Here is a 25,774-nt window from a genome sequence, read left to right on the forward strand (position 1 = left end):
GCCGCGGGATCAGGTTGGCGCATGATTCGCTTCACGATCCGTCGATAATGAGGTCACCTCGACGACCCGGTCGCCAATGGCCTTGACTCGCTTGCGGTGGCCGACCACCACCACGGTCGCGCCGGTGTGGGCGCGCGCCACGATGGACCGCAATACGCGCTGCTCGGCTTCGGCATCAAGGTGGGCGGTGGGCTCATCGAGCAGCAGCACCGGAGCCCGGGATCCAAGCGCGCGGGCCAAGCCCAATCGTTGTCGCTGCCCCAGGGACAATCCGACGCCGCCGCCGCCTAGCCGGGTATCCAGACCTCCGGGCAACTCGGCCAGCACGCGATCAAATCCGGATGCCACACAAGCTCTTTCGACATCATCCAACTCGCCGAGCAGAATCAGGTTGTCATAGACGGTTCCGGGGACCAACACCGGACGTTGCGGCAGCCAGGACAATTGGCGCCACCACGCGGCAGGCTCCAAGTCGCCGACATCGACCCCGTCCACGGTGATTCGGCCTACCGACGGGACGGTGAGGCCGGCGATCGCGTGCAGCGCGGTACTTTTGCCCGCGCCGTTTGGCCCGGTCAGCACCGTTACCTGTCCGGGTTGGATCTCCGCCGTCAGATCATTCGGGGCTCGGCCGTCTCGGCCGGCGACACCGAGTTGCTCCAGGCGAATCGTCGCACCGCGCGCGGCTACGGTCTGTAGCGGAGCCCGCTGACTGGGTGGGGCGGCAATCGGCTCGCCGACAAGCTCAAACGCCTTGTCCGCCGCAGCTTTGCCGTCCTGTGCGGCATGGAATTCCACTCCTATGCGCCGCATGGGCCAGTACACATCCGGCGCAAGAAGTAAGACTGTCAAACCAACAGTGAGGCTCATTTCGCCGAACACCAGCCGAAGACCGATGCCAACCGCGATCAGAGCGACACTGAGGCTGGCGAGCAGTTCAAGGACCAGCGCCGACAGGAACGCGATTCGCAGCGACGCCATCGCCGACCGCCGATGCGCGGCAGCCAATTCCGTGATCCGCCGCTCCGGGCCGGCTGCGCGGCCAACCGCCCGTAGGGTGGGGATACCGGCGATCAAATCCAGCACGCGCGCCTGCAGAGTAGTCATCGCGGTCAGCGCGGCCGCTGAGCGTTCCGCCGTCGCCAGCCCGATCAACACCATGAAGATCGGTATGAGCGGCAGCGTAATCAGCACAATCGCCGTCGATTTCAGGTCGTACGCGGCGATCACGACGACGGTGCCCGGGGTGAGGATGGCGGCGAGCAGCAGTGCCGGCAGGTACCCGGTGAAGTAGGGCCGCAAGCTGTCAAGGCCACGGGTGACCAGCACCGCAGCCGCATCGCGCTGTTGTGCAAGTTCGTTGGGCGGGCGGCCGGTCACCGCGGTCAGCACCTGACCGGACAGATCCGCGATCACCGCGCTGGCCCCGCGTTGGCCTAGTCGTGCTTGCAGCCAATGCGTCACTGCGCGCAGCCCCCAAAGAGCCCCCAGCATGGACAGCGGTCTCAGCCAGTAGTCCAGGTTGGATATCGCGGGGTTTGCGGGATCGCTGACGACGTGAGCGACGATGCCTGCGAGCACAATTGCCGAGCCGATCGCGCAGCCGGCAATCACGAGTCCGCTTGCCACCGCCGAGATCAGGTAGCCGCGGACCGCGGTCGACGCTCGCCACAGTCGGGGATCGATGGGCCCCCGCGCTCTCGAACCTGGTGGTGTGTCGGTCGCGCTCAGGATGTGCGCCTCGCCAAGCCGATCGGCGGCGGTATCCGCTCGGCTGAAATGCGTTGCCGGAAAACCCAATACGTCCACGCCTGGTAAACCACCGTCAGGGGAGCGAAGATCGCGGTCACCCACGTCATGATCTTGAGGGTGTACGCGGTCGACGACGCGTTGTAGATCGTCACATTCCATTGGCTGCCCAGCGTCGACGGCAGCAGGTTCGGGTAGAGCACGCCGAACAACAGCACCACCACCGTCGTAACAACCACCACAGTGCACACGAAGGCCCAACCATCGGATGCTCGCCGCCACACCAGGAGGACCGCGGCCAGCTGTGCGACCACCGCCAACCCCAGAACCGCTGCGGTCCAATCCTTGCCGTGTGCCAGTTGGGTCCAGACTCCGAACCCCGCAACCAATCCCGTCACGGGAAGCGATAGCCATCGGGCCACGCGGTAGGCGTCGTCCCGGATCGGGCCGGCGGTCTTCAGCGCGACGAACACCGCGCCGTAGAACAAGAACAGGCCGGCCGTCGCCAGCCCGCCCAGCAAGGTGTAGGCGTTGAGCACATCGCCGATCGACAGGTGGATCTGGCCGTTGGCGTCCACCGGCAGGCCGCGGACCAGAATCGCGAACGCCACCCCCCACAACACTGCCGGCAACCAGGACCCGGCGGCGATACCGAAATCGGCCAGGGCTCGCCACTTCGGGTCGTCGACCTTGCCGCGCCATTCGATGGCTACGGCGCGCACAATCATCCCGAACAAGATCACCAGCAGCGGCAGATACAGGGTGGAGAAAACGATCGCGTACCAGCCGGGAAATGCGGCGAACATGGCGGCACCCGCGGTGATCAGCCAGACCTCGTTGCCATCCCAGACCGGACCGATGGTGTTCAGCGCGGTTCGCCGGCGGTTTTCCGGATCGCCGGCGCCGAGGCGAGCGAACGGCTCCATCAACATCCCCACGCCGAAGTCGAAACCCTCGAGGATGAAGAAGCCGACAAAAAGCGCAGCGATGACGCCGAACCACAACTCTGCCAGTTCCACCGGTCAACTCCTTTCCGGGTGCTGCTGCGGCATGGCAAGCAGGTCAATAGGCAAAAGACAGCGGCGCCACTTCGTCGTCGCTGGACGCGACCGCGGCAGCGGGTTCCGCGTCATGTTCCAGCGGCCCTTCGACGATGTAGCGCTTGAGCAACCAGAACCAGATCACGGCGAGCACCGCGTAGACCACGGTGAACGTCACCAAGGATGCGAGGACCATGCCGGGAGCGTGGCCTGAGACGCCCTCTCTGACGGTGAGTCGAACCAGCTGATCGCCGGTCGGGTTGGGAACCACGACCCACGGCTGGCGTCCCATCTCGGTAAACACCCACCCGGCAATGTTGGCCAGGAACGGCGCCGGAACGGTCAGCAGCGCCAGCCCGGAGAACCACCGTTGATTGGGGATGCGGCCGCCACGAGTGAGCCACAACGCAACGAGGGCGAACAGCACCGGGATTGCCAGCAGCCCGATCATGGCGCGAAACGACCAGTAGGTGACGAACAGGTTGGGCCGGTAATCGTTGGGGCCGTAACGTTGTTCGTAATCCCGCTGCAGATCGCGGACACCCTGCAGCGTGACGTCGTTGATTCGGCCTTCGGCGAGGAACGGCAGCACATAGGGAACATCGATGACCCGGGTGAGGCCGTCGCAGTTGTTCTGTCTGCCGACGGTCAGGATAGAGAAGTCAGGATCAGTCTCGGTGTCGCACAACGATTCCGCCGACGCCATTTTCATCGGTTGCTGCTGGAACATCAGCTTGCCTTGGTGGTCGCCGGTGAAGAACAAGCCGACCGTTGCCAGCAGCGCGACCCAGCATCCCAGGATAGTTGCGGGGCGATACATGGTGCGCGGATCGGATTCGGTACCGGGGGTGGCGGTTGCCGGATTGCGGGAACGGACCAGCCACCAGGCGCTGATCGCGGCCACGAACGTCCCCGCGGTCAGCAACGAACCGGCCACCGTGTGCGAGAACGCCGCTAGTGCGGTGTTGTTGGTGAGCAACGCGACGATGCTGCTCAACTCGGCGCGCCGGGTCTCGGGGTTGTAGTGCGCGCCGACCGGGTGCTGCATGAACGAGTTCGCCGCAATGATGAAGAACGCGGATACGTTGACCGCGATCGCGACGATCCAGATGCACGCCAGGTGCACCAGCCGGGGTAGCCGGCTCCAACCGAAGATCCATAGCCCAATAAAGGTGGATTCGAAGAAGAAGGCGGCCAACCCCTCCATCGCCAAGGGCGCGCCGAAAATGTCGCCGACGAACCGCGAGTACTCGCTCCAGTTCATGCCGAACTGGAACTCCTGCACGATCCCGGTCGCCACCCCAATGGCGAAGTTGATCAGGAACAACTTGCCGAAAAACTTGGTAAGGCGGTACCAGGCCGTATTACCTGTGGCTACCCACACCGTCTGCATGATGGCCACCAGGGGAGCCAGACCGATGGTGAGGGGAACGAAGATGAAGTGGTAGGCGGTGGTGATACCGAACTGCCACCGTGAAATGTCGACGACATTCATCGGTCATCTCCCGAGACTGCGGGGCACTGCGCGGGACTGCTGCTTTTACGACGTAACTACGACTTGTAGGACGTAATTACGACGAAGTGTAGTAGCCGCAGGCGCGCTGTGCCAGTGCTGTCACGTGGGGCGTGCCATTACTCCCTTTCGCGTATCCCCTTCGCGCCCTCAGCGGCCCAGTGCTTGCGACGCCTTGCGGATGCCGAATGACGACGCGATCTCGCATGCGCCGATCACCACGAGCCAGACCCCGACGACCAGGGCCAGAATCCAGATGGACTCGAACGGTGATGCCATCACCACGACGCCGGCGATGAGGCTGATCACACCGATGAAGATCGACCACCCGCGACCGGGCAGTGTCGGATCGTTGACCGCGGAGATCGTTGTTGCAACGCCGCGGAAGATGAACCCGATGCCGATCCAGATGGCCAGCAACAGGACGGCGTCACCAAAATGCCGGAAAGCCAACACGGCCAGGATCAGCGCTGCCGCGCCACTGATGAACAGCAGAATCCGACTGCCGGCCGAAACTTCCAGACTGAACGCGAACATGACCTGGGAGATACCGGCAATCAGCAGATAGACGCCGAAGGCTATGGCCGCAACCAAGATGGATATTCCCGGCCAGGCCAGCACCAGGACACCCAGAATCACCGAGAAAATTCCCGATATCAGCGTTGATTTCCACAGATGCGGCAACAAGCTTGGCGGGGGCGGCACAGGGCTCGAGGTGGGGCTCGGTGCGGGGCTTGGTGCTGGGCTCTGTTCCATGGCCGCAGTGTTACACACCCGCCGGTTCCGGCATAGTTCCGGGGGTGGTCGTGTCCGGTGTGTCGGCGCTCAGACGCGCGCCGTGTGTGGCTGCGCTGCGGCTGGGGTCTCGGAATCATCGGCCGCCTTGCGGCCCAGCAGATACCAGGTCCGCATCACGCCCTTGCCCTTGACATTGATATGGCCGCGCTCGCGCAGCACGAAGTCGTCCTTCAGGCGTTCGTAGACGTCATCGGGAACCTGGATCTGCCCGACCGAGTCCGTGGACTCCATCCGCGAGGCGACGTTGACCGCGTCTCCCCACACGTCGTAGAAGAACCGGCGCGAACCGACGACGCCCGCGACGACCGGGCCTGCGGCCAAGCCCACCCGCAAGGGCACCGAGCGCCCATGGGGATCCTTGAGTTCGGCCGCCGCGCCCACCATGTCGAGCGCAAAGTCGGCCAGGTTCTCAACGTGGTCCGGACGCGGACGTGGCACCCCACTGACCACCATGTACGAGTCGCCGCTGACCTTGATCTTCTCCAGCCCGTGGCTATCCACCAGCTCGTCGAAGGCGCTGTAGAGGCGATCCAGGAGTCGCACCAAATCGGCGGGGGTGGTGCTGCTGGCTCGCTCGGTGAAGCCGACGATATCGGCAAACAGCACCGAGGCATCGTCGTACTTGTCCGCGATGATCGGGTGGTCAGGATCTTTCAGTCGCTCCGCGACGCTGGCCGGCAACATATTGGCCAGCAGGGCCTCGGAGCGCTCGTGCTCGGCTTCCATGGCCGCCTCGGCGCGGGCGGTGTCGCGCAGCGCGTACCACACGGTCGCCACCACAATCACGCACGCGGAGACGGTGGTGAGGACGAAACTGGCCGACACCACTCCGGGGGGCTGCAGGCCAGTGTCGCGGGGGACGAGGAACTCCAGCGCGATCACCAGCCCGGCGGCGACGCCCGCCAGTCCCGCTGCCAACGCAATGTGCTCCACGCCCACCAGCAGCACTACCAGACACGCTCCCACTAGGAAGAAGAGCTGGGCACCCGCACCGGTGCCGGCGGTCCAACCAATCGTGAAGATCGACACATACGCCGCGCTGATAAACGTGAGCGGCGCGACGAGTTCGCCGAAGCGGTGGAGGAGCGGGACAGTCATGAAGATCGTCGCCGTGACGAAGTTGATCAGCAGAATCTGCCAAACCCCGGTTGCGGCGAGGAGTTGCACGACTACGAAGCTGCCGTTCACCATCACCGAAAGCCAGGCTGTGATGCTGAGCACGCGCTGTCGTCGCGCGATGCGCTCGGCATAAAGCTGGTTGGGTGCACGCGTGTGCGAGCGCACCGCCGCAACACAGTCGGGGCGTCGCGCCGCGCTCTCCGCCGCTGGTGGGGCGCCGCATTTCTTAGCCGCCACGTTAGCAGCCTAACTGTATAGCTCGGCGTTTACCGATTCGAGCAATCTCGCGCCGCGTCGCTCGGTGCCCTCGGTGGGATTCGAACCCACACTGGACGGGTTTTGAGTCCGTTTCCTCTGCCAGTTGGGATACGAGGGCTTCGTCGGAGCCGTTCCGGCCTCCCACCTTAGAGCAGCGGTCTAACGACTCACCGCCCCCCAAGGTTCCCGAGCGACACCGCTCACGACACAATGTCGATCATGACCGGCCCCACCGCTGATGCTGATGCCGCCACTCCTCGCCGGGTGTTGATCGCTGAAGACGAAGCGCTCATTCGCCTGGACCTCGCCGAGATGTTGCGGGAGGAGGGGTACGACATCGTCGGAGAGGCTGGTGACGGCCAGGAAGCCGTCGAAATGGCTGAGCTGCACAAACCGGATCTGGTGATCATGGATGTGAAGATGCCGCGCCGCGACGGCATCGACGCTGCCTCGGAGATCGCCGGCAAACGGATCGCGCCCATCGTGATTTTGACGGCCTTCAGCCAGCGCGACCTGGTCGAACGCGCACGCGACGCCGGAGCGATGGCCTACCTGGTCAAGCCCTTCACGATCAGCGACCTGATCCCGGCCATCGAATTGGCGGTCAGCCGGTTCAGCGAGGTCACCGCGCTGGAGGGCGAAGTCGCGACGTTGTCTGACCGACTAGCGACCCGAAAACTCGTGGAACGCGCCAAAGGTGTGCTCCAGGCCAAACAGGGCATGACTGAGCCGGAAGCGTTCAAATGGATTCAGCGTGCCGCCATGGATCGGCGAACCACCATGAAACACGTGGCGGAGGTCGTCCTGGAAACCCTGGGCGCCCAGGGGGACGCCTGACCGCGAGCAGACACACGGGTCGCGGGTAGTCGGCCAGCAACCCGTGTTCGTTCAACAGACTGCGATTTTGTGGCTGGTCGGCGACGGTCAGCGCGCCACGATCACTGACGAGCCATGCCCGAACAGGCCCTGGTTGGCGGTAACGCCTACCTTCGCGTTCTCGACTTGGCGGCCGGTGGCCTGGCCGCGCAACTGCCATGTCAATTCGCAAACCTGGGCGATCGCCTGCGCGGGGATAGCCTCGCCGAAGCACGCCAGCCCGCCGGATGGGTTGACCGGGACGGTACCGCCGATCGCGGTGGCGCCGCTGCGTAACAGGGCTTCGGCTTCGCCCCTGGCGCACAATCCGAGGTGCTCGTACCAGTCGAGTTCCAGCGCCGTGGACAGGTCATAAACCTCGGCCAGGCTCAGGTCTTCGGGCCCGATGCCTGCCTCCGCGTAAGCGGCGTCGAGGATCTGATCCTTGAACACCCGGTCCGGTGCGGGCACCACCGCGGTGGAGTCTGTCGCGATATCGGGTAGTTCCGGTAGATGCTGCGGATACTTCGGCGTGACCGTGCTGACCGCGCGCACCGAGGGCACCCCGCTCAGGGAGCCCAGGTGTTCGCGGGCGAACTTGGTGCTGGCCACGATCAGTGCCGCGGCGCCGTCGGAGGTGGCGCAGATGTCCAGCAGCCGCAACGGATCGGCCACCATCGGGCTGACGAGCACATCGTCGACCGACGTCTCTTTGCGGAACCGGGCATTCGGGTTCTGCAAGCCATGCCGGGCGTTTTTGACCTTGACCTGGGCGAAGTCCTCCAAGGTGGCGCCGTAGAGGTCCATCCGCCGTCGCGCCAGCAGCGCAAAGTACACCGGATTGGTGGCCCCGATCAGGTGGAACCGCTGCCAATCGGGATCGTTGCGGCGCTCGCCGCCGACAGGGGCGAAGAAGCCTTTCGGGGTGGTGTCGGCCCCGATGACCAGCGCAACGTCGCAGAAACCGGCCAAGATCTGAGCCCGCGCGCTCTGCAAGGCCTGGGAACCGCTGGCGCATGCTGCGTAGCTCGAGCTCACCGGCACGCCGTTCCAGCCGAGCTTCTGGGCGAACGTAGCGCCGGCGACGAACCCTGGATACCCGTTACGGATGGTGTCCGCGCCGGCGACCAATTGGATCTGACGCCAGTCCAAACCCGCTTCAGCGAGGGCGGCGCGGGCGGCGACAACCCCATATTCGGTGAAGTCGTTACCCCACTTGCCCCATGGGTGCATGCCGGCGCCGAGAATGTAGACCGGCTCGGGTGCGCTCGTCATCAGCGCTGCTCCTCTTCATCGCTTCGCTCTGCATCGCCGCCTGCAGTCCTCCAGCCATAGACGATGCGCTCCACGCCGTCATCGTCGGTGAACAGCGGCAGGGTAGTCAGCTCCATCTCCATGCCAACCTTCAACTCGGCCGCCCGCGTGCCTTCGACCACCTTGCCCAGCACTATCAGCCCCTCGGTGGCCAACTCCACCGCCGCAACGGCGAATGGCTCGAAGGGGTCCGGTGCGGGATAGGGCGGCGGCGGGGCGTAGCAGTTTTCGGTGTAGCTCCACAGCTTGCCGCGCCGGGACAAAGCGACAGACTCCAATACGTCGCCGGAGCAGGCGGGATTGGGGCAATTGTTCTCACGGGGAGGGAACACGTAGGTGCCGCACAGGGGGCACTTGCTGCCGATCAGATGGGGCTTACCGGCGTCATCAGTAGCAAACCACCCGTCAATCGCCGGTTGTTGGCTGGTGACCTCTAGCACTGGGCCAGCCTACCCAGCCCGGGCGCAAAACTGAAACGTGTTGCAGTTCCGTCGCCGGAGTCGGGGTGGGGTGGACGTCAGCCCGGATGCCTAGAGTGTGAGCCGTGAGTGCCGCGCAAACCACTAGCGAGGATCAAGCCAGGCCCACATTGATGCTGCTGGACGGCAACTCCCTGGCATTTCGCGCGTTCTACGCTCTGCCTGCGGAAAACTTCAAGACTCGTGGCGGATTGACCACCAACGCGGTGTACGGCTTCACCGCCATGCTGATCAACCTGCTGCGCGACGAAGCCCCAACGCATGTCGCAGCGGCGTTCGACGTGTCTCGGCAGACCTTCCGGTCGGAGCGCTATCCGGAATACAAGGCCAACCGATCGTCGACCCCCGACGAGTTCCACGGTCAGATCGATATCACCAAAGAAGTCCTCGGTGCACTGGGCATCGAGGTGCTCGCCGAGCCGGGCTTCGAGGCCGACGACCTCATCGCAACGTTGGCCACCCAGGGCGAGAACCAGGGCTATCGGGTGCTGGTGGTCACCGGTGACCGCGATTCGCTGCAGTTGGTCAGCGACGACGTGACGGTGCTCTACCCGCGTAAAGGCGTCAGTGAACTCACTCGGTTCACTCCGGATGCCGTGGTCGAGAAGTACGGGCTTACCCCCCAGCAGTACCCGGACTATGCGGCGCTGCGGGGTGACCCCAGCGACAACCTGCCGGGCATTCCCGGGGTAGGGGAGAAGACCGCCTCCAAGTGGATTGGCCAGTACGGCTCGCTGCAATCGCTGGTCGACAACGTCGACTCCGTGCGCGGCAAGGTCGGCGACGCGCTGCGAGCCCACTTGGCCAGCGTGGTTCGCAATCGGGAGCTCACCGACCTGGTCCGCGATGTGCCGCTGGCGAAGACACCGGACGCGCTGCGGTTGCAGCCCTGGGACCGGGACCACATCCATCGGCTCTTCGACGACCTGGAGTTCCGGGTGCTGCGCGACCGGCTCTTCGACACGCTGGCCGCCGTCGAGCCCGAGGTCGACGAGGGATTCGACGTCCGCGGTGGCGCGCTGGAGCCCGGCACGGTCGCGCCGTGGCTGGCTGAGCACGCCAGCGACGGGCGCCGTTGCGGCCTGACGGTGGTGGGTACCCATCAGCCCTACGGCGGCGACGCCACCGCCGTCGCGATCGCCGCTGCCGACGGCGAAGGCGGCTACCTCGATCCCGCTACGTTGGGCACCGACGATGACGCCGCGCTAGCGGCCTGGCTGGCCGATCCCGCCATGCCCAAAGCCCTGCACGAGGCGAAGCTGGCCATCCATGCCTTGGCGGGCCGAGGGTGGACCCTCAACGGTGTTACCTCCGACACGGCCCTGGCGGCCTACTTGGTGCGGCCGGGACAGCGCAGCTTTGCCCTCGACGATCTCTCACTGCGCTACCTACGCCGCGAATTGCGGGCGGAAATTCCTGAACAACAACAGCTTTCACTTCTGGACGACGTTGATGGGGTGGACGAGCAAGCGGTCCAGACCGCGATACTGCGAGCCCGTGCCGTTGTCGATCTCGCCGAGGCGCTTGACACCGAGCTGGCGCGCATCGATTCCACCGCATTGCTGAGCGACATGGAGCTGCCGGTCCAACAGGTGCTGGCCACCATGGAGAACGCCGGCATCGCCGTCGACGTGCGGTTGCTGACCGAGTTGCAAAGCCAGTTCGCAGACCAGATCCGCGACGCCGCCGAGGCCGCATACGCGGTGATCGGCCGGCAGATCAATCTGGGGTCACCCAAGCAGTTGCAGGTGGTGCTCTTCGATGACCTTTCCATGCCGAAGACCAAGCGGACCAAGACCGGCTACACCACCGATGCCGACGCCCTGCAGACGCTCTTCGACAAGACGGGGCACCCGTTTCTCGAGCATCTGCTCGCACACCGCGACGCCACTCGGCTGAAAGTCACCGTCGACGGCTTGCTGAAATCGGTGGCCACGGACGGCCGCATTCACACGACGTTCAACCAGACCATCGCCGCGACGGGGCGTCTTTCCTCCACCGAACCCAACCTGCAGAACATCCCGATCCGCACCGACGCTGGCCGGCAGATCCGTGACGCGTTCGTCGTCGGCGCGGGTGAGGGTGGCCGGTACAGCGAGCTGATGACCGCCGACTACAGCCAGATCGAGATGCGGATCATGGCGCACCTATCCGGAGACGACGGCCTCATTGAAGCTTTCAACACCGGCGAGGACCTGCACTCGTTTGTCGCGTCGCGCGCGTTCGGGGTGCCGATCGACGAGGTCACCGGTGAGTTGCGCCGCCGGGTCAAGGCAATGTCGTATGGGCTGGCCTACGGCCTCAGCGCATATGGGTTGGCTTCCCAACTGAAGATCTCGACCGAGGAGGCGAAGGTCCAGATGGACCAATACTTCGCCCGGTTCGGCGGGGTGCGCGACTACCTGTTGGATGTCGTCGAGCAGGCGCGCAGGGACGGCTATACCTCCACCGTGTTGGGGCGTCGCCGCTATCTTCCCGAGCTCGATAGCAGCAATCGGCAGGTGCGCGAGGCCGCCGAGCGGGCGGCGCTCAACGCCCCGATCCAAGGCAGCGCGGCCGACATCATCAAGGTAGCGATGCTCGAGGTCGACAAAGCGCTTACAGCCGCCGGGCTGGCCTCTCGCATGCTGTTGCAGGTTCACGACGAACTCCTGTTCGAACTCGCAGACGGTGAACGGGAGCCGGTCGAAGCGCTGGTGCGCGCCAAGATGGGCGCCGCCTACCCGCTCGACGTTCCCTTAGAGGTGTCCGTGGGCTACGGTCGTAGCTGGGATGCTGCTGCGCACTAGGCGGCCAGGTGCGGCCGTCGTGGCGGCGCGTCCGGGCCCGCAACGTCGCAGCTGCTTTGCCCTCGTGGCGTAGCGGCGGCGGCCGAGTTTGGCCAGCCTGTAGGCCGTCGAGTAGCCTCGATGGGTAAATCCCGTTTGTCCCTACGACCTAACCCTGTCCGGAGCAACCCAACAATATGTCGAGTCCCGCCGTCACCTCGCCGCAAGTAGCCGTCAACGACATAGGCTCTTCCGAGGATTTTCTTGCCGCAATAGACAAAACGATCAAGTACTTCAACGATGGCGACATTGTTGAAGGCACGATCGTCAAAGTGGACCGGGACGAGGTGCTCCTCGACATCGGTTACAAGACAGAAGGGGTCATCCCCGCCCGCGAACTCTCCATCAAGCACGACGTCGACCCCAACGAGGTCGTGACCGTGGGCGACGAGGTCGAGGCCTTGGTGCTCACCAAAGAGGACAAAGAGGGCCGCCTCATCCTCTCCAAGAAGCGTGCGCAGTACGAGCGCGCCTGGGGCACCATCGAGACCCTCAAGGAGAAGGACGAGGCCGTCAAGGGCACGGTCATCGAGGTCGTCAAGGGCGGTCTGATCCTCGACATCGGGCTTCGCGGCTTCCTGCCCGCCTCGCTGGTCGAGATGCGGCGCGTCCGCGACCTGCAGCCGTACATCGGCAAAGAGATCGAAGCCAAAATCATTGAGCTGGACAAGAACCGCAACAACGTCGTGTTGTCGCGGCGGGCCTGGCTGGAACAGACGCAGTCCGAGGTGCGCAGCGAGTTCCTCAACCAGCTGCAGAAAGGCAGCATCCGCAAGGGCGTGGTGTCCTCCATCGTCAACTTCGGCGCTTTCGTCGATCTCGGCGGTGTCGACGGCCTGGTGCACGTCTCCGAGCTGTCGTGGAAGCACATCGACCACCCGTCCGAGGTGGTCCAGGTTGGCGACGAGGTCACTGTCGAGGTGCTCGACGTCGATATGGACCGGGAACGGGTTTCGTTGTCACTCAAGGCGACCCAGGAAGACCCCTGGCGGCACTTCGCGCGCACCCACGCCATTGGGCAGATCGTGCCGGGCAAGGTCACCAAGCTGGTTCCGTTCGGCGCTTTCGTCCGCGTAGAGGAGGGCATCGAGGGGCTGGTGCATATCTCCGAGCTGGCCGAGCGTCACGTCGAGGTGCCCGACCAGGTGGTTGCTGTCGGCGACGATGCGATGGTCAAGGTTATCGACATCGACCTGGAACGTCGCCGAATTTCGTTGTCGCTCAAACAGGCCAACGAGGACTACACCGAGGACTTCGACCCGGCGAAGTACGGCATGGCCGACAGCTACGACGAGCAGGGCAACTACATCTTCCCCGAGGGCTTCGACCCCGAATCCAACGAGTGGCTGGAGGGATTCGACGCTCAGCGCGCCGAATGGGAAGCCCGCTACGCGGAGGCCGAGCGTCGGCACAAGATGCACACCACCCAGATGGAGAAGTTTGCCGCCGCCGAGGCGGCCGGGCATGGCGGCGGTGATTCGTCGCCGGCCAATGGTGCGCCATCGGGCAACACCGCCGGCGGGTCGCTGGCCAGCGATGCTCAGCTGGCAGCGCTGCGGGAAAAGCTCGCCGGCAGCACATAATCCCGGTCGCTGTTCACGGATGCTGCGTATCGGGCTGACCGGCGGCATTGGGGCCGGTAAGTCGGCGTTGTCTGCCACGTTCGCACAGTGCGGCGGGATCATCGTCGATGGGGATGTCCTGGCGCGCGAGGTGGTCGAACCGGGTACCGAGGGACTAGCAGCGCTGGTCGACGCGTTCGGTTCCGACATCCTGCGTGACGACGGAGCGCTGGATCGCCCAGCGTTGGCTGCCAAGGCTTTTCAGGATGACTCTGCACGGGGTGTCCTGAACGGGATCGTTCATCCGCTCGTCGCCCGCCGCCGTGCGGAGATCATCGAGGCGGTGGCGGCGGACCCGGGGGATGCCGTCGTGGTCGAAGACATTCCCCTACTGGTGGAATCTCAGATGGCCCCGCTCTTCCCCCTGGTGGTCGTCGTGCATGCCGATGTTGAAGTGCGAGTGCGCCGGCTCGTTGATCAGCGGGGTATGGCCGAAGCCGACGCCCGGGCTCGGATCGCCGCTCAGGCGACCGACGAGCAGCGCCGTGCTGTCGCGGATGTCTGGCTGGATAACTCAAGCAGCCCCGAGGTTTTGGTGCAGCGCGCCCGCGATGTGTGGAGTCGCCGGATCCTGCCGTTCGCGCACAACCTGAGTGCGCGCCGGATCGCGCGGGCCCCGGCGCAGCTGGTGGCGGCAGATCCGACCTGGCCAGAACAGGCGCGGCGCATTATCGCTCGGCTCCAGACTGCGTGCGGCCACCAGGCGTTGCGGGTAGATCACATCGGGTCTACCGCAGTGCCGGAATTCGACGCCAAAGACGTCATCGACATTCAAGTCACCGTCGAATCACTCGCGGTGGCCGACGACCTCGCCGCCTCCTTGCTGTCCGCCGGCTACCCGCGCGTTGACCACGTCACCCAGGACGTCGTCAAGACCGGCGCCCGCAGCACTATTGGTCAGTACGACCGCAGTCACGATCAAGAGTTGTGGCACAAGAGGTTTCACGCCTCGGCAGATCCTGGGCGCCCGACCAATGTGCATATCCGGGTGGCGGGCTGGCCCAACCAGCAATTCGCGCTGCTGTTCGTCGACTGGTTGCGCGCCAATGCTGCGGTCCGGGCTGACTACCTCGAGGTCAAGCGCGAAGCCGAGAAGCGAGCCGCACTCGGGGCCGACGCTATGGAGCACTACGTCGCCGCCAAGGAACCCTGGTTTCTCGACGCCTACCGGCGGGCGTGGGAGTGGGCCGACTCAGTCGGATGGCAACCCTAGCCGATCCGGTCATTGCGACCCGAGCCACGTAATCGACATACCGTGGGTGGCCAGCCACGCATGCAGGTCATAGTCATGTCGGGCCAGACCGTCGATGGCGGTGACGGCCCGGTGCAGTGCGAGTTCGGCAACGTTGACGGCCAACAGGGCATGGGTGACCGCGTGGAGCAGTTCGTCGACGTCAGCTAGTGTCGCCCCGCTGCCGGTGCGCACCTCGATATCGAGGTAGTGGTCTTCGGAACGCCACACAGCCGGGCCGGGAGTGTATTCGCCCACGTCGAGGTAGTAGTCGTGGTCGCGTTCGTGCCCCGGATTGGCGTGGAAGACCGTAGCGCGCAACCCCAGCGACGGCAACAACCATGACTCGAGGTAGTGGAACTGTGCTCGACCTGGTGTGGGCCGGGCGAGGTAGAGCCCCCACGGGTGCACGACGTACTCATCGACCGCGCGCACGATGCCCTTCGGATCGGTATTGGTGCGGGCGACCAGGTCGAACGCTTCGTGCTTCGGTGAATGGATGACGTCACCCCATCGGGTCAACGAGCGAGCCGGATCTTCCACCGAACAAAGCCACCATAGAGCAGCGAGAGCGCGACCAGCATGCTCATGTCCAGCAGCCACACGCTCGATGTGTGCTGCCACAACTTATCGTCCGGGATCAGCGCATCGGGCACCAAGGTGTTCAGGTCGACCGTCGATGCCGCCGCCGCGTAGCCCCAGCGCGAGGGCACAGCGATCGACATCTGGTCTAGTCCGAACCGGTCGGTAACCGGGACCGTGCCGCCGCACAAGACCAGCTGGGCCATGACCGCCACGACGAACAACGGCATGATCTGTTCGCTGGAGCGGACCAGCGATGAGATGGCGAGGCCTAGGAGCGCCGACGCTACGCAGGTCGCGGCGACCGCCATAAACAGCTCGAACGTGGCCGCGAAACTGGAGTGGCCGAGCACCACCGCGCCTTGGGTCGGGGCGCCCCTGTCGATCACGACGATCGCGGTGACGATCGCCGATTGCAGGATGGCAAATCCACAGAAAACCGAGGTTTTGGCCAGCAGGTAGGCCGTCGTCGAGAGACCGACCGCCTGCTCACGCTGGAAGATTGCGCGTTCGCCGACCAGATCGCGGATCGTGAGCGCGGTGCCCATGAAGCCCGCGGCGGGCAGCAGCAGGGCCAGCAGCTGCGCGGATTCGTCGGGCGGTAGGGCATCGGGGGCCGCTATCTGGAATCCGCCCGAGCCGGGGACGGTCAACGCCAGCGCGCCCATGATGAACGGGAGCAGGGCAAGGAACACGAAGTAGGCGCGGTCGGAGATGACCAGGCGAACCTGTCGGCGGGCGATCGTTGAAATCTGGCGCCGCAGGCTGGTGTGCACCGGTTCGCCAAGGTGGGCGGGTTCATCGGCCGGTGCCGCGGATCGTTGGCGGCGCCCCTGTGCTTTGCTGCGGGCCAAGAACCGGCGGTTGGCTTCCTCGGGGTCGGCGCCCACCTGGGTAAAGATCTTGGCCCAATTGGTGGTCCCCATCGCCTCACCAATCTGGTCAGGCGGGCCACAGTAGGCGGTCTTGCCGCCGGGTGCCACCAATAACAGCTGGTCGCAGACATCGAGATAGGACAGCATGTGCGTGACCACGATCACCACCCGACCGGCATCGGCCAGTCGGCGCAGTATCGTCATTACCTGGCAGTCGAGTGCTGGGTCCAGACCAGAAGTGGGCTCGTCAAGGATCAACAGGGACGGCCCGGTGAGCATTTCCAGGGCCACCGAAGCGCGTTTGCGCTGTCCGCCGGAGAGCTTGTCGACCCGGGTGTCGGCGTGCTTGGTCAGGTCGAGTTCTTCAAGTACGTCGGCGACGACTTTGGCGCGGTCAGCTTTGCTGGTGTCCGGCGGCAGGCGCAGTTCAGCCGCGTAACTCAGCGCCTGGTTGACCGTCAGCTGTCGGTGAACCACGTCGTCTTGTGGGACCATGCCAATCCTGCTGCGCAGGGAGGCGTAGTCGGCGTGAATGTCGTGGCCCTCGAAGCTCACCGAGCCGGAGGTGGGCGTCGCGTATCCGGCGATCAGCCTGGCAAGGGTGCTCTTTCCGGCGCCGGATCCACCGACGATAGCGGTGAGGGTGCCGGGACGCGCGGTCAACGAGATGTCGTCCAGCAATTGTTTGCCGTTGTCGACGACGTATCTGACGTCGCGCACCTGAAGGCCGCCGGTCCTAGTCGCGGCCTCGCTGCTCCTGACCAGGGTGCCGTCGCGGAAGATGAAATCGACGTTGCCGATAGTGACCTCGTCATCTTCGGTCATGATCGCCGACCCGACCCGGGTGCCGTTGACGAACGTCCCGTTGATGCTGTTGTCCCGTATTTCGGTGCCCAGCGGAGTCCGAACCAAAGTCGCGTGCTGGCGCGAGGCCAAGACGTCGGAGACGACGATGTCGTTGTCGGCGGCGCGGCCGATCGTGGCAACAGCGGCCGCGTTGATCTGTGTGGATGAGCGAGGCTTGACGAAGTCCACGAATCTCGTCGCGAGATTCGACACGGCGCCCGTCGTACTGCCGATCACGGTGGGTGGCGTCGCCTCGGGGCGGGCAGTGGGCCTAGCGTCGTCCCCGGCGTGCGGCGTCGAACGGGACCGGGCCGGTGACTGCGGGTGGACCACGGTTCGCTGCTCGGGTGGTGTGCCCAGCGGCAAGGCTGAGGTCGGTGTCCGGGGTGGCGGGGTGCGCGGCTGGTCAACGGGATGCGCGGGTGGGGCTGGAGTCCGCAGTTGGGTTGTTGGCTGCGGTGGCTTCGGCGTGGGCGGCAGCGGGCGCGGTGGCGCGGTGGTGGCCCCACCCGGCGCAGGGCTCTTCGTCGGCTGTCGGGTCGGCCCGTGCCGCGGCGACGGTGGCTGACCCTGGTTCGGTGGTGCTTCGGCCGCTGACAACGCCTGTGTCGGCGAATGGGCGTCCCGCATCGACCTCATCTGGGGTGGACAGTTGGTCTCGGCCTGCTGCGGTTCGATCTCGAAGGTCAGCAGCGGACCTTCCGGATTCCCGACATTGATGCTCTGGCCGTCGTGGATATCGAAGACCGGCGTCCGGTAGCCGTTGACGTAGGTGCCGTTGACCGAACCGTTGTCGATGGCCAGCCATCGGTCTTGATCGAAGCGCACTATCAAGTGCGTGCGTGAGATTCGTGGGTCAGGGATGAATACGTCGGCGTTGATGTCGCGTCCGATGACCACCTCACGGCTGGCCGCGAAGGAGAGTTGGGAGCCGTCGTGGCGAATTGTCAGGACGGGCGCAGCGGGTCGCCTCACTACTCAAGTATCGGTCCGGTGGGTGATGGTCTCCGCTGATCTCCCTGTGATTTTCCTGTGTTTTTAGATTGCGTCAATACAGTTCACTACTGTTCACGACCGCCACTCACAGCTGCTTCATAGCGTGCTGAGGCGAATTACCCATCGAAGCCCAGCACCATTCGAACGTGGGCCAGCATTCGACAGTGGTGCTCCGGACACACCGCGAACACCGCCCAGCGAACCGAAGGTGTTGAGGGAGCGCCGGCCCCATGGCCACCGGTTCGACCTCCAGGTTGCCACTGTGCGGCAGGTGGTGCCCACAGTTGCTGGGGAGAAATGGGGGGCACTGAGATGGACGAGCACCAGGGAAACACCCGGCGTTTCGGCGCCCGGCGACGGCTTGGGAAGAATACGCACAATCCGAGCACTCCGGACAATCCGCGGCCAACCAGGCAGGCACTGCGCGCGCGCTTTCACCGGCGGCACTCACCGACCATCACGCAAAGCGGCCAGCCTCGGGCTGCAGAGCGCCACGGCGAGGCCGCCGCATCGTGCCCTCTGATAAGCAATGGAGCCGCGTTTGCCGGCTATACGATCTTGCGGCGGCTGGGTGTTGGCGGCATGGCCGAGGTCTATCTGGCTTTGCACCCCAGGTTGCCTCGTCGCGACGTGATCAAGGTCCTCGCCGAGGCGCTCAATGGCGATGGGGAGTTTCGCGAGCGGTTCAACCGGGAGGCCGATCTGGCCGCGCCCCTGTGGCACCCGCACATCGTCGGAGTCCATGATCGCGGCGAGTTCAATGGTCGGCTGTGGCTCTCTATGGACTATGTCGAAGGCACCGACGCCGCCCGGCTGGTCAACGAGCGCCACCAAGACGGGGTTCCGATTCATGAGGTGTGCGCCATCGTCCACGCCGTGGCCAGTGCGCTCGACTACGCACACGCGGGCGGCTTGCTGCACCGCGACGTGAAACCGGCGAACATCCTGCTGACATATCCCGAGGCACAGGAACACCGAATCCTGTTGGCAGACTTCGGTTTAGCTCGACACCTCGGCAACGTTATCGGTGTCACCAAGACCAATGTCGCGGTCGGGACAGTGGCCTACGCCGCGCCCGAACAGTTGATGGGGTCCAGCATCGATGGGCGAGCTGACCAGTATGCGTTGGCGGCCACGGTTTTTCATCTGCTCACTGGGGTGCCACCGTTTCGCGACTCCAACCCGGTTGCGGTAGTCGGTCAGCACCTGAACGCGGATCCGCCTCGGATCAGCGGACTCCGGCCGGATCTGGCGCACCTCGACGAGGTGTTCTTCAAAGCCCTTGCCAAACAACCCGACGAGAGGTTCGAGCGGTGTCGCGCGTTCGCCGCGGCCATCGCCGGCGAACTCGACGCCGCTGTCGTGCTGAGTCGGAGCACGCAGTCTTGCGCTGTGGTCGAGCGGCCGCGGTCGACTGGACCCCTCGGCGCCATTGCCGCCATGAGCGTCAGGTGTTCGTCGGGGACCCGGTGGGCGACCGCGCTGGTCTGTGCGGTGCTGACCGCAGTGTCGTTGACCTGGTCGGTCGTGTATTCCGTTCGACCAGACGGTCCGCAGTCCAACCGCGAGCCCGCTGCGAGCCCGCAGGCTCCTGATCCCGGCGCCGCTCCCACCATCTCTGGACCGGCGCTCAACGGCACCTACAAATTGGACTACGACAAGACCAATCTGACGGCTGACGGTGTGTCGGTCCGTCGTGGCGGACCCAGCTCGAACTGGTGGGCTTTCCGATCCGTGTGCACCACCAATGGTTGCGCGGCCACGGGCACTCTGCTGGATGATGCTGTCCACCGCGTGGCCAGCTCCAAGGACGGGGGCCAGGTCGATACCCTGCGGTTCGTCGGCGGATATTGGCAAGGTGCGCCGCAACGGGAGCGGGTGCGCTGTCGGCAGCCGAACGCGGACGTCAGGGTCACCCAGCAGGAGATGGTCGCGTGGTCGTTGGCGCCCCAGGCTGACGGCACCCTACTCGGTACGCAGATAGAGACCATTGTGTCCAATGAGTGCGGCGCCCAGGGAGCGGTTGTGCGAGTACCCGTGGTCGCCACTCGGGTCGGCGGTGTGCCGGCTGGGGTGACCTTGGCCGATCCCACCGGGCTCGCAAATGCGACGAACCCACCGTCTACGTCGCCGTCGCCGCCGGTCCTCGGCGCGTTCTGCAGCGACGTCGACAGGGTCGCCTACGGCCCGACCACCAGCGAGCAGATTGTCTGTGAGGGCAACACCTGGGCCAGAGCCCCCGTCACGGTGGGCGTTCATACCTCCGGAAGCTCATGCGATCGTCCGGGCACCTCCGTGTTCGCGATGTCCACCTCGGACGACGGCTACCTGCTGCAATGCGATCCGGTCACCCGGACGTGGACTCGCCCGGCCGGCTAGCGAGGGTTGCTGCAGGCATCGAGACAGTTGTCGGTGCACGGTTCTACTCTGTTGCCATGGCTTTCGCCACTGAACATCCGTCCACACCTGCCCCGGTCGCCCATTCGGAATATCGCGCTGTCGAGGAGATCGTGCGGACCGGCGGCCGGTTCGAGGTGGTCAGCTCCTACCCGCCCGCCGGAGACCAGCCGTTCGCTATCGGCGAGTTGGAGCGGCGGATTCTGGCAGGGGAGCGTGACGTGGTGCTGCTCGGCGCCACCGGCACCGGGAAGTCGGCGACCACCGCGTGGCTGATCGAACGCCTGCAACGGCCCACCCTCGTCATGGCGCCGAACAAGACATTGGCTGCGCAGCTGGCGAACGAGCTTCGAGAGATGTTGCCGCACAACGCAGTCGAGTACTTCGTGTCGTACTACGACTACTACCAACCCGAGGCGTACATTGCCCAGACCGACACCTATATCGAAAAGGACAGCTCCATCAACGACGATGTGGAGCGGCTGCGCCACTCCGCGACGTCGTCCCTGTTGTCACGTCGCGACGTGGTGGTGGTGGCGTCGGTGTCCTGCATCTACGGTCTGGGCACGCCGCAGTCGTACCTGGATCGCTCGGTTGAGCTGACGGTCGACAGCGAGGTGCCGAGGGATGGGCTGCTGCGGCTGCTCGTCGACGTGCAGTACACCCGCAATGACGTGTCGTTTACCCGCGGTTCGTTCCGGGTGCGCGGTGACACCGTGGAGATCATTCCTTCGTACGAAGAGCTGGCGGTTCGCATCGAGTACTTCGGCGATGAGATTGAGGCGTTGTACTACCTGCACCCGCTCACCGGTGAAGTCATCCGTCAGGTTGACTCGTTGCGAATCTTCCCCGCCACCCACTACGTGGCCGGTCCGGAGCGGATGGCGCACGCCATCTCCACCATCGAGGCGGAGCTCGCCGAGCGGCTCGCCGAATTCGAGACCCAGGGCAAGCTGCTGGAAGCTCAGCGGCTGCGCATGCGTACCAACTACGACATCGAAATGATGCGCCAAGTCGGGTTTTGCTCCGGCATCGAGAACTACTCCCGCCATATTGACGGCAGAGGGTCGGGCTCGCCGCCGGCGACCTTGCTTGACTACTTCCCGGAGGACTTTCTGCTGGTCATCGACGAGTCGCACGTCACCGTGCCGCAGATCGGCGGTATGTACGAGGGGGACATCTCGCGCAAGCGCAATCTCGTGGAGCACGGGTTCCGGTTGCCCTCGGCCTGCGACAACCGCCCGCTGACGTGGGAAGAGTTCGCGAGCCGGATTGGGCAGACGGTGTACCTGTCAGCCACCCCGGGGCCGTATGAGCTCAGCCAGTCTGAGGGCGAGTTCGTCGAGCAGGTGATCCGGCCAACCGGTCTGGTCGACCCGAAGGTGGTGGTCAAGCCGACGAAGGGCCAGATCGACGACCTGATCGGCGAGTTGCGCAAACGCGCCCAGGTTGACCAGCGGGTGCTGGTGACGACCCTGACCAAGAAGATGGCCGAAGACCTCACCGACTACCTGTTGGAAATGGGAATCCGGGTGCGCTATCTGCACTCCGAGGTCGACACGTTGCGTCGGGTTGAGCTCCTGCGCCAGCTGCGGCTGGGCGACTATGACGTCCTGGTCGGCATCAACCTGCTGCGGGAGGGGCTGGACCTGCCCGAGGTGTCGCTGGTGGCGATCCTCGACGCCGACAAAGAGGGTTTCCTGCGCTCGTCGCGCAGCCTGATCCAGACCATCGGCCGCGCCGCCCGCAACGTTTCCGGTGAAGTCCACATGTATGCCGACACGATCACCGACTCGATGAAAGAAGCCATCGACGAAACCGAACGTCGACGGGCAAAGCAGATCGCGTTCAACGAAGCCAACGGGATCGATCCGCAGCCGTTGCGCAAGAAGATCGCCGACATCCTCGACCAGGTGTACCGAGAGGCCGCTGATACCGACGCCGAATCCATCCCAGTAGGCGGGTCCGGGCGCAATGTGTCACGCGGTCGGCGCGCCCAAGGCGAGCCCGGACGCGCGGTGAGCGCCGGTGTATTCGAGGGTCGCGATACCTCCGCCATGCCGCGCGCCGAGCTGGCCGACCTCATCAAGGACCTCACCGCGCAGATGATGGCCGCCGCGCGGGACCTGCAGTTCGAACTAGCTGCCCGATTCCGCGACGAGATCGCCGACCTCAAGAAGGAATTGCGCGGTATGGACGCCGCCGGCCTGATGTGACGGCTCGCCACCGGGCATCACCTCCTACGGTGTAGAGGTGACGGACACAACCAGCGAGACCGGCAGTTGGCGTGAGCTACTGACCAGCTATCTGGGACCGTCCACGGTGCTGGCGGGTGGCGTCGGGATGTACGCCACCAACGAGTTTCTGACGATCAGCCTGCTGCCGAGCACGATCGCCGATATCGGCGGCGCCCGGCTGTATGCCTGGGTAACCACGCTCTATTTGGTCGGGTCCGTGGTTGCGGCAACCACGGTCAACTCGGTCTTGCGCCGCTTGGGCGCCCGTTCGTCATTTCTGCTTGGCTTGGCAGTCTTCGGTGCGGCAAGCCTGGTGTGCGGGGCAGCGCCCACCATGGAGGTGCTGATCGCGGGACGCGCCCTGCAGGGCGCGGCCGGCGGCCTGCTGGCGGGTTTGGGCTATGCGCTTATCAACACGGCACTGCCGCGCTCATTGTGGACCCGCGGCTCGGCTCTGGTATCGGCGATGTGGGGGGTCGCAACGGTGGTCGGGCCCGCCATGGGTGGCGTTTTCGCGCAGCTGGGGATGTGGCGATGGGCGTTCGCTGCGATGGCCATTCTGGCTGCGCTGATGGCGATATTGGTGCCGATGGTGCTGGCGGCCGGGCCGCCGACGGCAGTCGGCGAGGCGGTGGCGGCCCAGCCGTTGCGGGTTCCGGTGTGGTCGTTGGTGCTGATTGGCGGTGCGGCTCTGGCAGTCAGCGTGGCCTCGCTTCCGCGCAGCGGCGCGGCCACCGCCGCGCTGATGATCGTCGGTACCTTGCTGGTGGTCGCGGCTGTAGTCGTTGATTGGCGCAGCGACGCAGCGGTGCTGCCGCTCAGCGTTTTTGGCTCAGGGCCGCTGAAATGGATCTATCTCGCGATGTCGGTGCAGATGATGGCGGTGATGGTCGACACCTACGTGCCGTTGTTCGGTCAGCGACTCGGGCATCTGACGCCGGTCGCGGCCGGATTCCTGGGCGCGGCGCTGGCGATCGGGTGGACCGTCAGCGAAATCGTCAGCGCGTCGCTGACTAGTCCCCGGCTCATTGCACGGGTGATAGTCGCTGCGCCGCTGGTCATGGCGTCTGGTCTAGCGCTGGGCGCCGTCACTCAACGGGCCAACGCGGCGCTCGGAGTCGTCGGCCTCTGGGCAGCGGCATTAATAGTCGCCGGAGTCGGCATCGGGATGGCCTGGCCGCATCTCACCGTGCGTGCCATGGTTTCCGTCGATGATCCTTCCGAATGCGGCGCGGCGGCCGCGGCGATCAATACAGTGCAGTTGATCGCGGCGGCTTTCGGGGCCGGGCTGGCTGGCGTTGTCGTCAACACCGCCGAAGGCGGAGGAGTGGCGGCGGCTCGCTGGCTGTACACGGCTTTTGCCGTGGTGGCAGCCGTCGGTGTGATCGCTTCCTACCGAGCGACACGGCGCGACCGCAACTCACCGCGTTGACTTGACGACCTGCGAATAGTGGAATTGCCAGCGCTCCACAATCCGGAAGCCGAGATAGCTCGGGAACCGGTATACGGCCGTACGCGCTAGGGCCGGACCCGGTGATAACCGCTGTCCGACTTGATGATCGGGCAGTGACCGGTCACGGTTGGCGATGGTCCACAACGTGGGGCATTCGTTGATCTTGGCTGTGGTCAACCACACGGCCACGTGGCCGTCCCACAGCGCGCCCACCTTGGGTCCGTAATAGCCGCGCTCAACGTCAATCAGCGATCGGAAGGCCCCCGGCCTGGTGGCCAGTAATGCGCGGATCGGTCCAGGCTTCCAACCCACGGTGTTGTCGACGAGGAGGCAGTCCCCGGGTGCGGCGTGGGCGCTGATGACATCGGCCACCTGGCTGTAGTCCCAGCCCTCTTTGGCGTAAGGGCCACGCTGGGTGAACAAGTAGTTCGGGAACGCGGCCAGGGCGAAGAGCACCACGACAGCGGTGACGATCGACGCTTTGCGGGCCATCGTGACGATGCAGACCGCCAGGACGACGGCCGCCGCGGGGGTAGTGAGTATCAGGTAGCGCGGGTAGTAGATCGGTTCGACGGTCGCCGAATAGATCAGGACGACGGCGGTGGGAATGACGATCCAGGCTGCGCTGGCGAGCAATAGCCGGCGGGTGTCACCCCTGGGGCACTTCGCCCCGGTCAGACGGGCCGCGACGGCGGCAACAAGTGTTAGGCCCGCCAGGATGGCGAAGGGAACGCTGTGATCGAAATACTGCCGATGCACAACGTCGAGAAAAAGGTTTCGGTTCAGTCCCGAAATCCATCTGACCTGCCAAACCTGGCCGTGGGCGAACATGATGAACGGCGTCATGGCCCCCAGCGCGGCCGCCGTGGTGATCGCCCACCAGATGACCGGAGATTTCCGGGCCCCGCGATTGGCCAGCAGCGGCATCATCGCGGCGTGCACCAGGACCAAGAGCACCAGGTTGATGCTGACCAAGATGGACAGCATTAGCACCAGCGCATACAGCGGCCACCGCCACAGCCGGTGGTGCCTGACCGCAACGACCAGCAGCACGGTCAGCCAGACGGCTGCCGCGACCGACAGCGCAGAAGAGCGTGCTTCGATACCCGCCCACGTCACCCGGGGCAAGATGGCAAAAATGGCCCCCGCGCACAGCGCCGTAGGCCGTCCGGAGAACTGCCTGGCGAAAACCACAACCCCGGCCGCTGCGCCACCAATCGCCAGAGCGCTTGGAACCCGCGACCAGAATTCCGTTGGCGGAAAGATAGCGAACCAGCCGTGCATGAGCAGGTAGTAGAGGCCGTGCACGGCGTCGATGTGGCCCAGCAGTCGCCACAGCTCGGGCAAGGTTCGGCTGGCCGAAGCCGAAATCGTCGCACCCTCGTCGAACCACAGCGATGGCCGGCCTGCCCATGCGCCGCTGATGACGGCGGCCAGTACTGCGATTGCTAATGGGTCGAGCAGCCTGCGGTATCGCTGCGGGGGAACCGGCTTCACGACGGGCGCCGAGGCCTGACCCGCGACGGGCGCCGCCGCGGGCTGGTCAACGGTAAGGCCAGGCATGATGCTTGTCACTGTAGGA

General features: G+C 65.1%; 17 protein-coding genes and 1 tRNA gene. 7 read left to right on the forward strand and 11 right to left on the reverse strand.

Annotation, left to right across the window (positions count from 1 at the left end; translation table 11 throughout):
- Window positions 1-9: 9 nt before the first annotated feature.
- The 6 genes from cydD to F6B93_RS10135 form a co-directional block, all read right to left on the reverse strand.
- On the reverse strand, window positions 10-1,641 hold the full coding sequence (gene cydD / locus F6B93_RS10110) for a thiol reductant ABC exporter subunit CydD (protein ID WP_425518538.1): 1,632 nt from the start codon (window positions 1,639-1,641) through the stop codon (window positions 10-12).
- An 86-nt stretch (window positions 1,642-1,727) separates the two neighbouring features.
- Complete coding sequence (gene cydB, locus F6B93_RS10115; RefSeq protein WP_211698976.1) at window positions 1,728-2,768, reverse strand: cytochrome d ubiquinol oxidase subunit II; 1,041 nt, start codon at window positions 2,766-2,768, stop codon at window positions 1,728-1,730.
- A 43-nt stretch (window positions 2,769-2,811) separates the two neighbouring features.
- A complete protein-coding gene (locus tag F6B93_RS10120; protein ID WP_211698977.1) occupies window positions 2,812-4,284 on the reverse strand; it encodes a cytochrome ubiquinol oxidase subunit I in 1,473 nt (490 codons plus the stop codon).
- A gap of 168 nt (window positions 4,285-4,452) precedes the next feature.
- Complete coding sequence (locus F6B93_RS10125; protein WP_425518518.1) at window positions 4,453-5,076, reverse strand: HdeD family acid-resistance protein; 624 nt, start codon at window positions 5,074-5,076, stop codon at window positions 4,453-4,455.
- 51 nt (window positions 5,077-5,127) lie between these two features.
- Window positions 5,128-6,456, reverse strand: a complete 1,329-nt coding sequence (locus F6B93_RS10130) for an adenylate/guanylate cyclase domain-containing protein (protein WP_211698979.1) — start codon at window positions 6,454-6,456, stop codon at window positions 5,128-5,130.
- 65 nt (window positions 6,457-6,521) lie between these two features.
- Window positions 6,522-6,595, reverse strand: a tRNA-Leu gene (locus tag F6B93_RS10135).
- Window positions 6,596-6,696: 101 nt separating this feature from the next.
- On the opposite strand from F6B93_RS10135, the gene F6B93_RS10140 reads away from it, so the two are divergent.
- Window positions 6,697-7,314, forward strand: coding sequence for an ANTAR domain-containing response regulator (locus tag F6B93_RS10140; protein ID WP_211698980.1), 618 nt, complete (start codon window positions 6,697-6,699; stop codon window positions 7,312-7,314).
- 87 nt (window positions 7,315-7,401) lie between these two features.
- On the opposite strand, the gene F6B93_RS10145 is transcribed toward F6B93_RS10140, so the two are convergent.
- Both F6B93_RS10145 and F6B93_RS10150 read right to left on the reverse strand, forming a co-directional pair.
- Window positions 7,402-8,610, reverse strand: a complete 1,209-nt coding sequence (locus tag F6B93_RS10145; protein ID WP_211699393.1) for a lipid-transfer protein — start codon at window positions 8,608-8,610, stop codon at window positions 7,402-7,404.
- A complete protein-coding gene (locus tag F6B93_RS10150; protein ID WP_211698981.1) occupies window positions 8,607-9,086 on the reverse strand; it encodes a Zn-ribbon domain-containing OB-fold protein in 480 nt (159 codons plus the stop codon). Before F6B93_RS10150 ends, F6B93_RS10145 begins: the two co-directional genes overlap by 4 nt.
- 152 nt (window positions 9,087-9,238) lie before the next feature.
- Here F6B93_RS10150 and polA point away from each other — a divergent pair, with 152 nt between their 5' ends.
- From polA to coaE, 3 genes are all read left to right on the forward strand, one after another.
- Complete coding sequence (gene polA, locus F6B93_RS10155) at window positions 9,239-11,914, forward strand: DNA polymerase I (protein WP_211699394.1); 2,676 nt, start codon at window positions 9,239-9,241, stop codon at window positions 11,912-11,914.
- A 176-nt stretch (window positions 11,915-12,090) separates the two neighbouring features.
- Window positions 12,091-13,536 carry a 30S ribosomal protein S1 gene (gene rpsA, locus F6B93_RS10160; RefSeq protein ID WP_211698982.1) on the forward strand — a complete coding sequence of 482 codons (1,446 nt, stop codon included), beginning with the start codon at window positions 12,091-12,093 and terminating at the stop codon, window positions 13,534-13,536.
- A gap of 19 nt (window positions 13,537-13,555) precedes the next feature.
- Window positions 13,556-14,788, forward strand: a complete 1,233-nt coding sequence (gene coaE, locus F6B93_RS10165) for a dephospho-CoA kinase (RefSeq protein WP_211698983.1) — start codon at window positions 13,556-13,558, stop codon at window positions 14,786-14,788.
- Window positions 14,789-14,797: 9 nt separating this feature from the next.
- Here the strand turns inward: coaE and F6B93_RS10170 are convergent, their stop codons facing one another.
- Both F6B93_RS10170 and F6B93_RS10175 read right to left on the reverse strand, forming a co-directional pair.
- Entirely contained in the window at window positions 14,798-15,241 is a 444-nt protein-coding gene (locus F6B93_RS10170) for a ribonuclease FAU-1 family protein (RefSeq protein WP_211699395.1), read from the reverse strand.
- Between the two features lie 83 nt (window positions 15,242-15,324).
- Window positions 15,325-18,084: an ATP-binding cassette domain-containing protein gene (locus F6B93_RS10175; RefSeq protein WP_211698984.1), complete on the reverse strand. Its 2,760-nt coding sequence runs from the start codon at window positions 18,082-18,084 to the stop codon at window positions 15,325-15,327.
- A gap of 333 nt (window positions 18,085-18,417) precedes the next feature.
- Here F6B93_RS10175 and F6B93_RS10180 point away from each other — a divergent pair, with 333 nt between their 5' ends.
- From F6B93_RS10180 to F6B93_RS10190, 3 genes are read left to right on the forward strand one after another with little or no spacing between them, the layout of a single operon-like run.
- Entirely contained in the window at window positions 18,418-20,484 is a 2,067-nt protein-coding gene (locus F6B93_RS10180; protein ID WP_211698985.1) for a serine/threonine-protein kinase, read from the forward strand.
- Between the two features lie 56 nt (window positions 20,485-20,540).
- Complete coding sequence (gene uvrB / locus F6B93_RS10185) at window positions 20,541-22,718, forward strand: excinuclease ABC subunit UvrB (RefSeq protein ID WP_211698986.1); 2,178 nt, start codon at window positions 20,541-20,543, stop codon at window positions 22,716-22,718.
- A 37-nt stretch (window positions 22,719-22,755) separates the two neighbouring features.
- Entirely contained in the window at window positions 22,756-24,171 is a 1,416-nt protein-coding gene (locus tag F6B93_RS10190; RefSeq protein WP_211698987.1) for an MFS transporter, read from the forward strand.
- Here F6B93_RS10190 and F6B93_RS10195 read toward each other — a convergent pair.
- Window positions 24,160-25,755: a mannosyltransferase gene (locus F6B93_RS10195; protein WP_246541057.1), complete on the reverse strand. Its 1,596-nt coding sequence runs from the start codon at window positions 25,753-25,755 to the stop codon at window positions 24,160-24,162. The genes F6B93_RS10190 and F6B93_RS10195 overlap by 12 nt on opposite strands.
- Between the last annotated feature and the right edge of the window lie 19 nt (window positions 25,756-25,774).

The organism is Mycobacterium spongiae (assembly GCF_018278905.1).
Classification (GTDB): Bacteria; Actinomycetota; Actinomycetes; order Mycobacteriales; family Mycobacteriaceae; genus Mycobacterium; species Mycobacterium spongiae.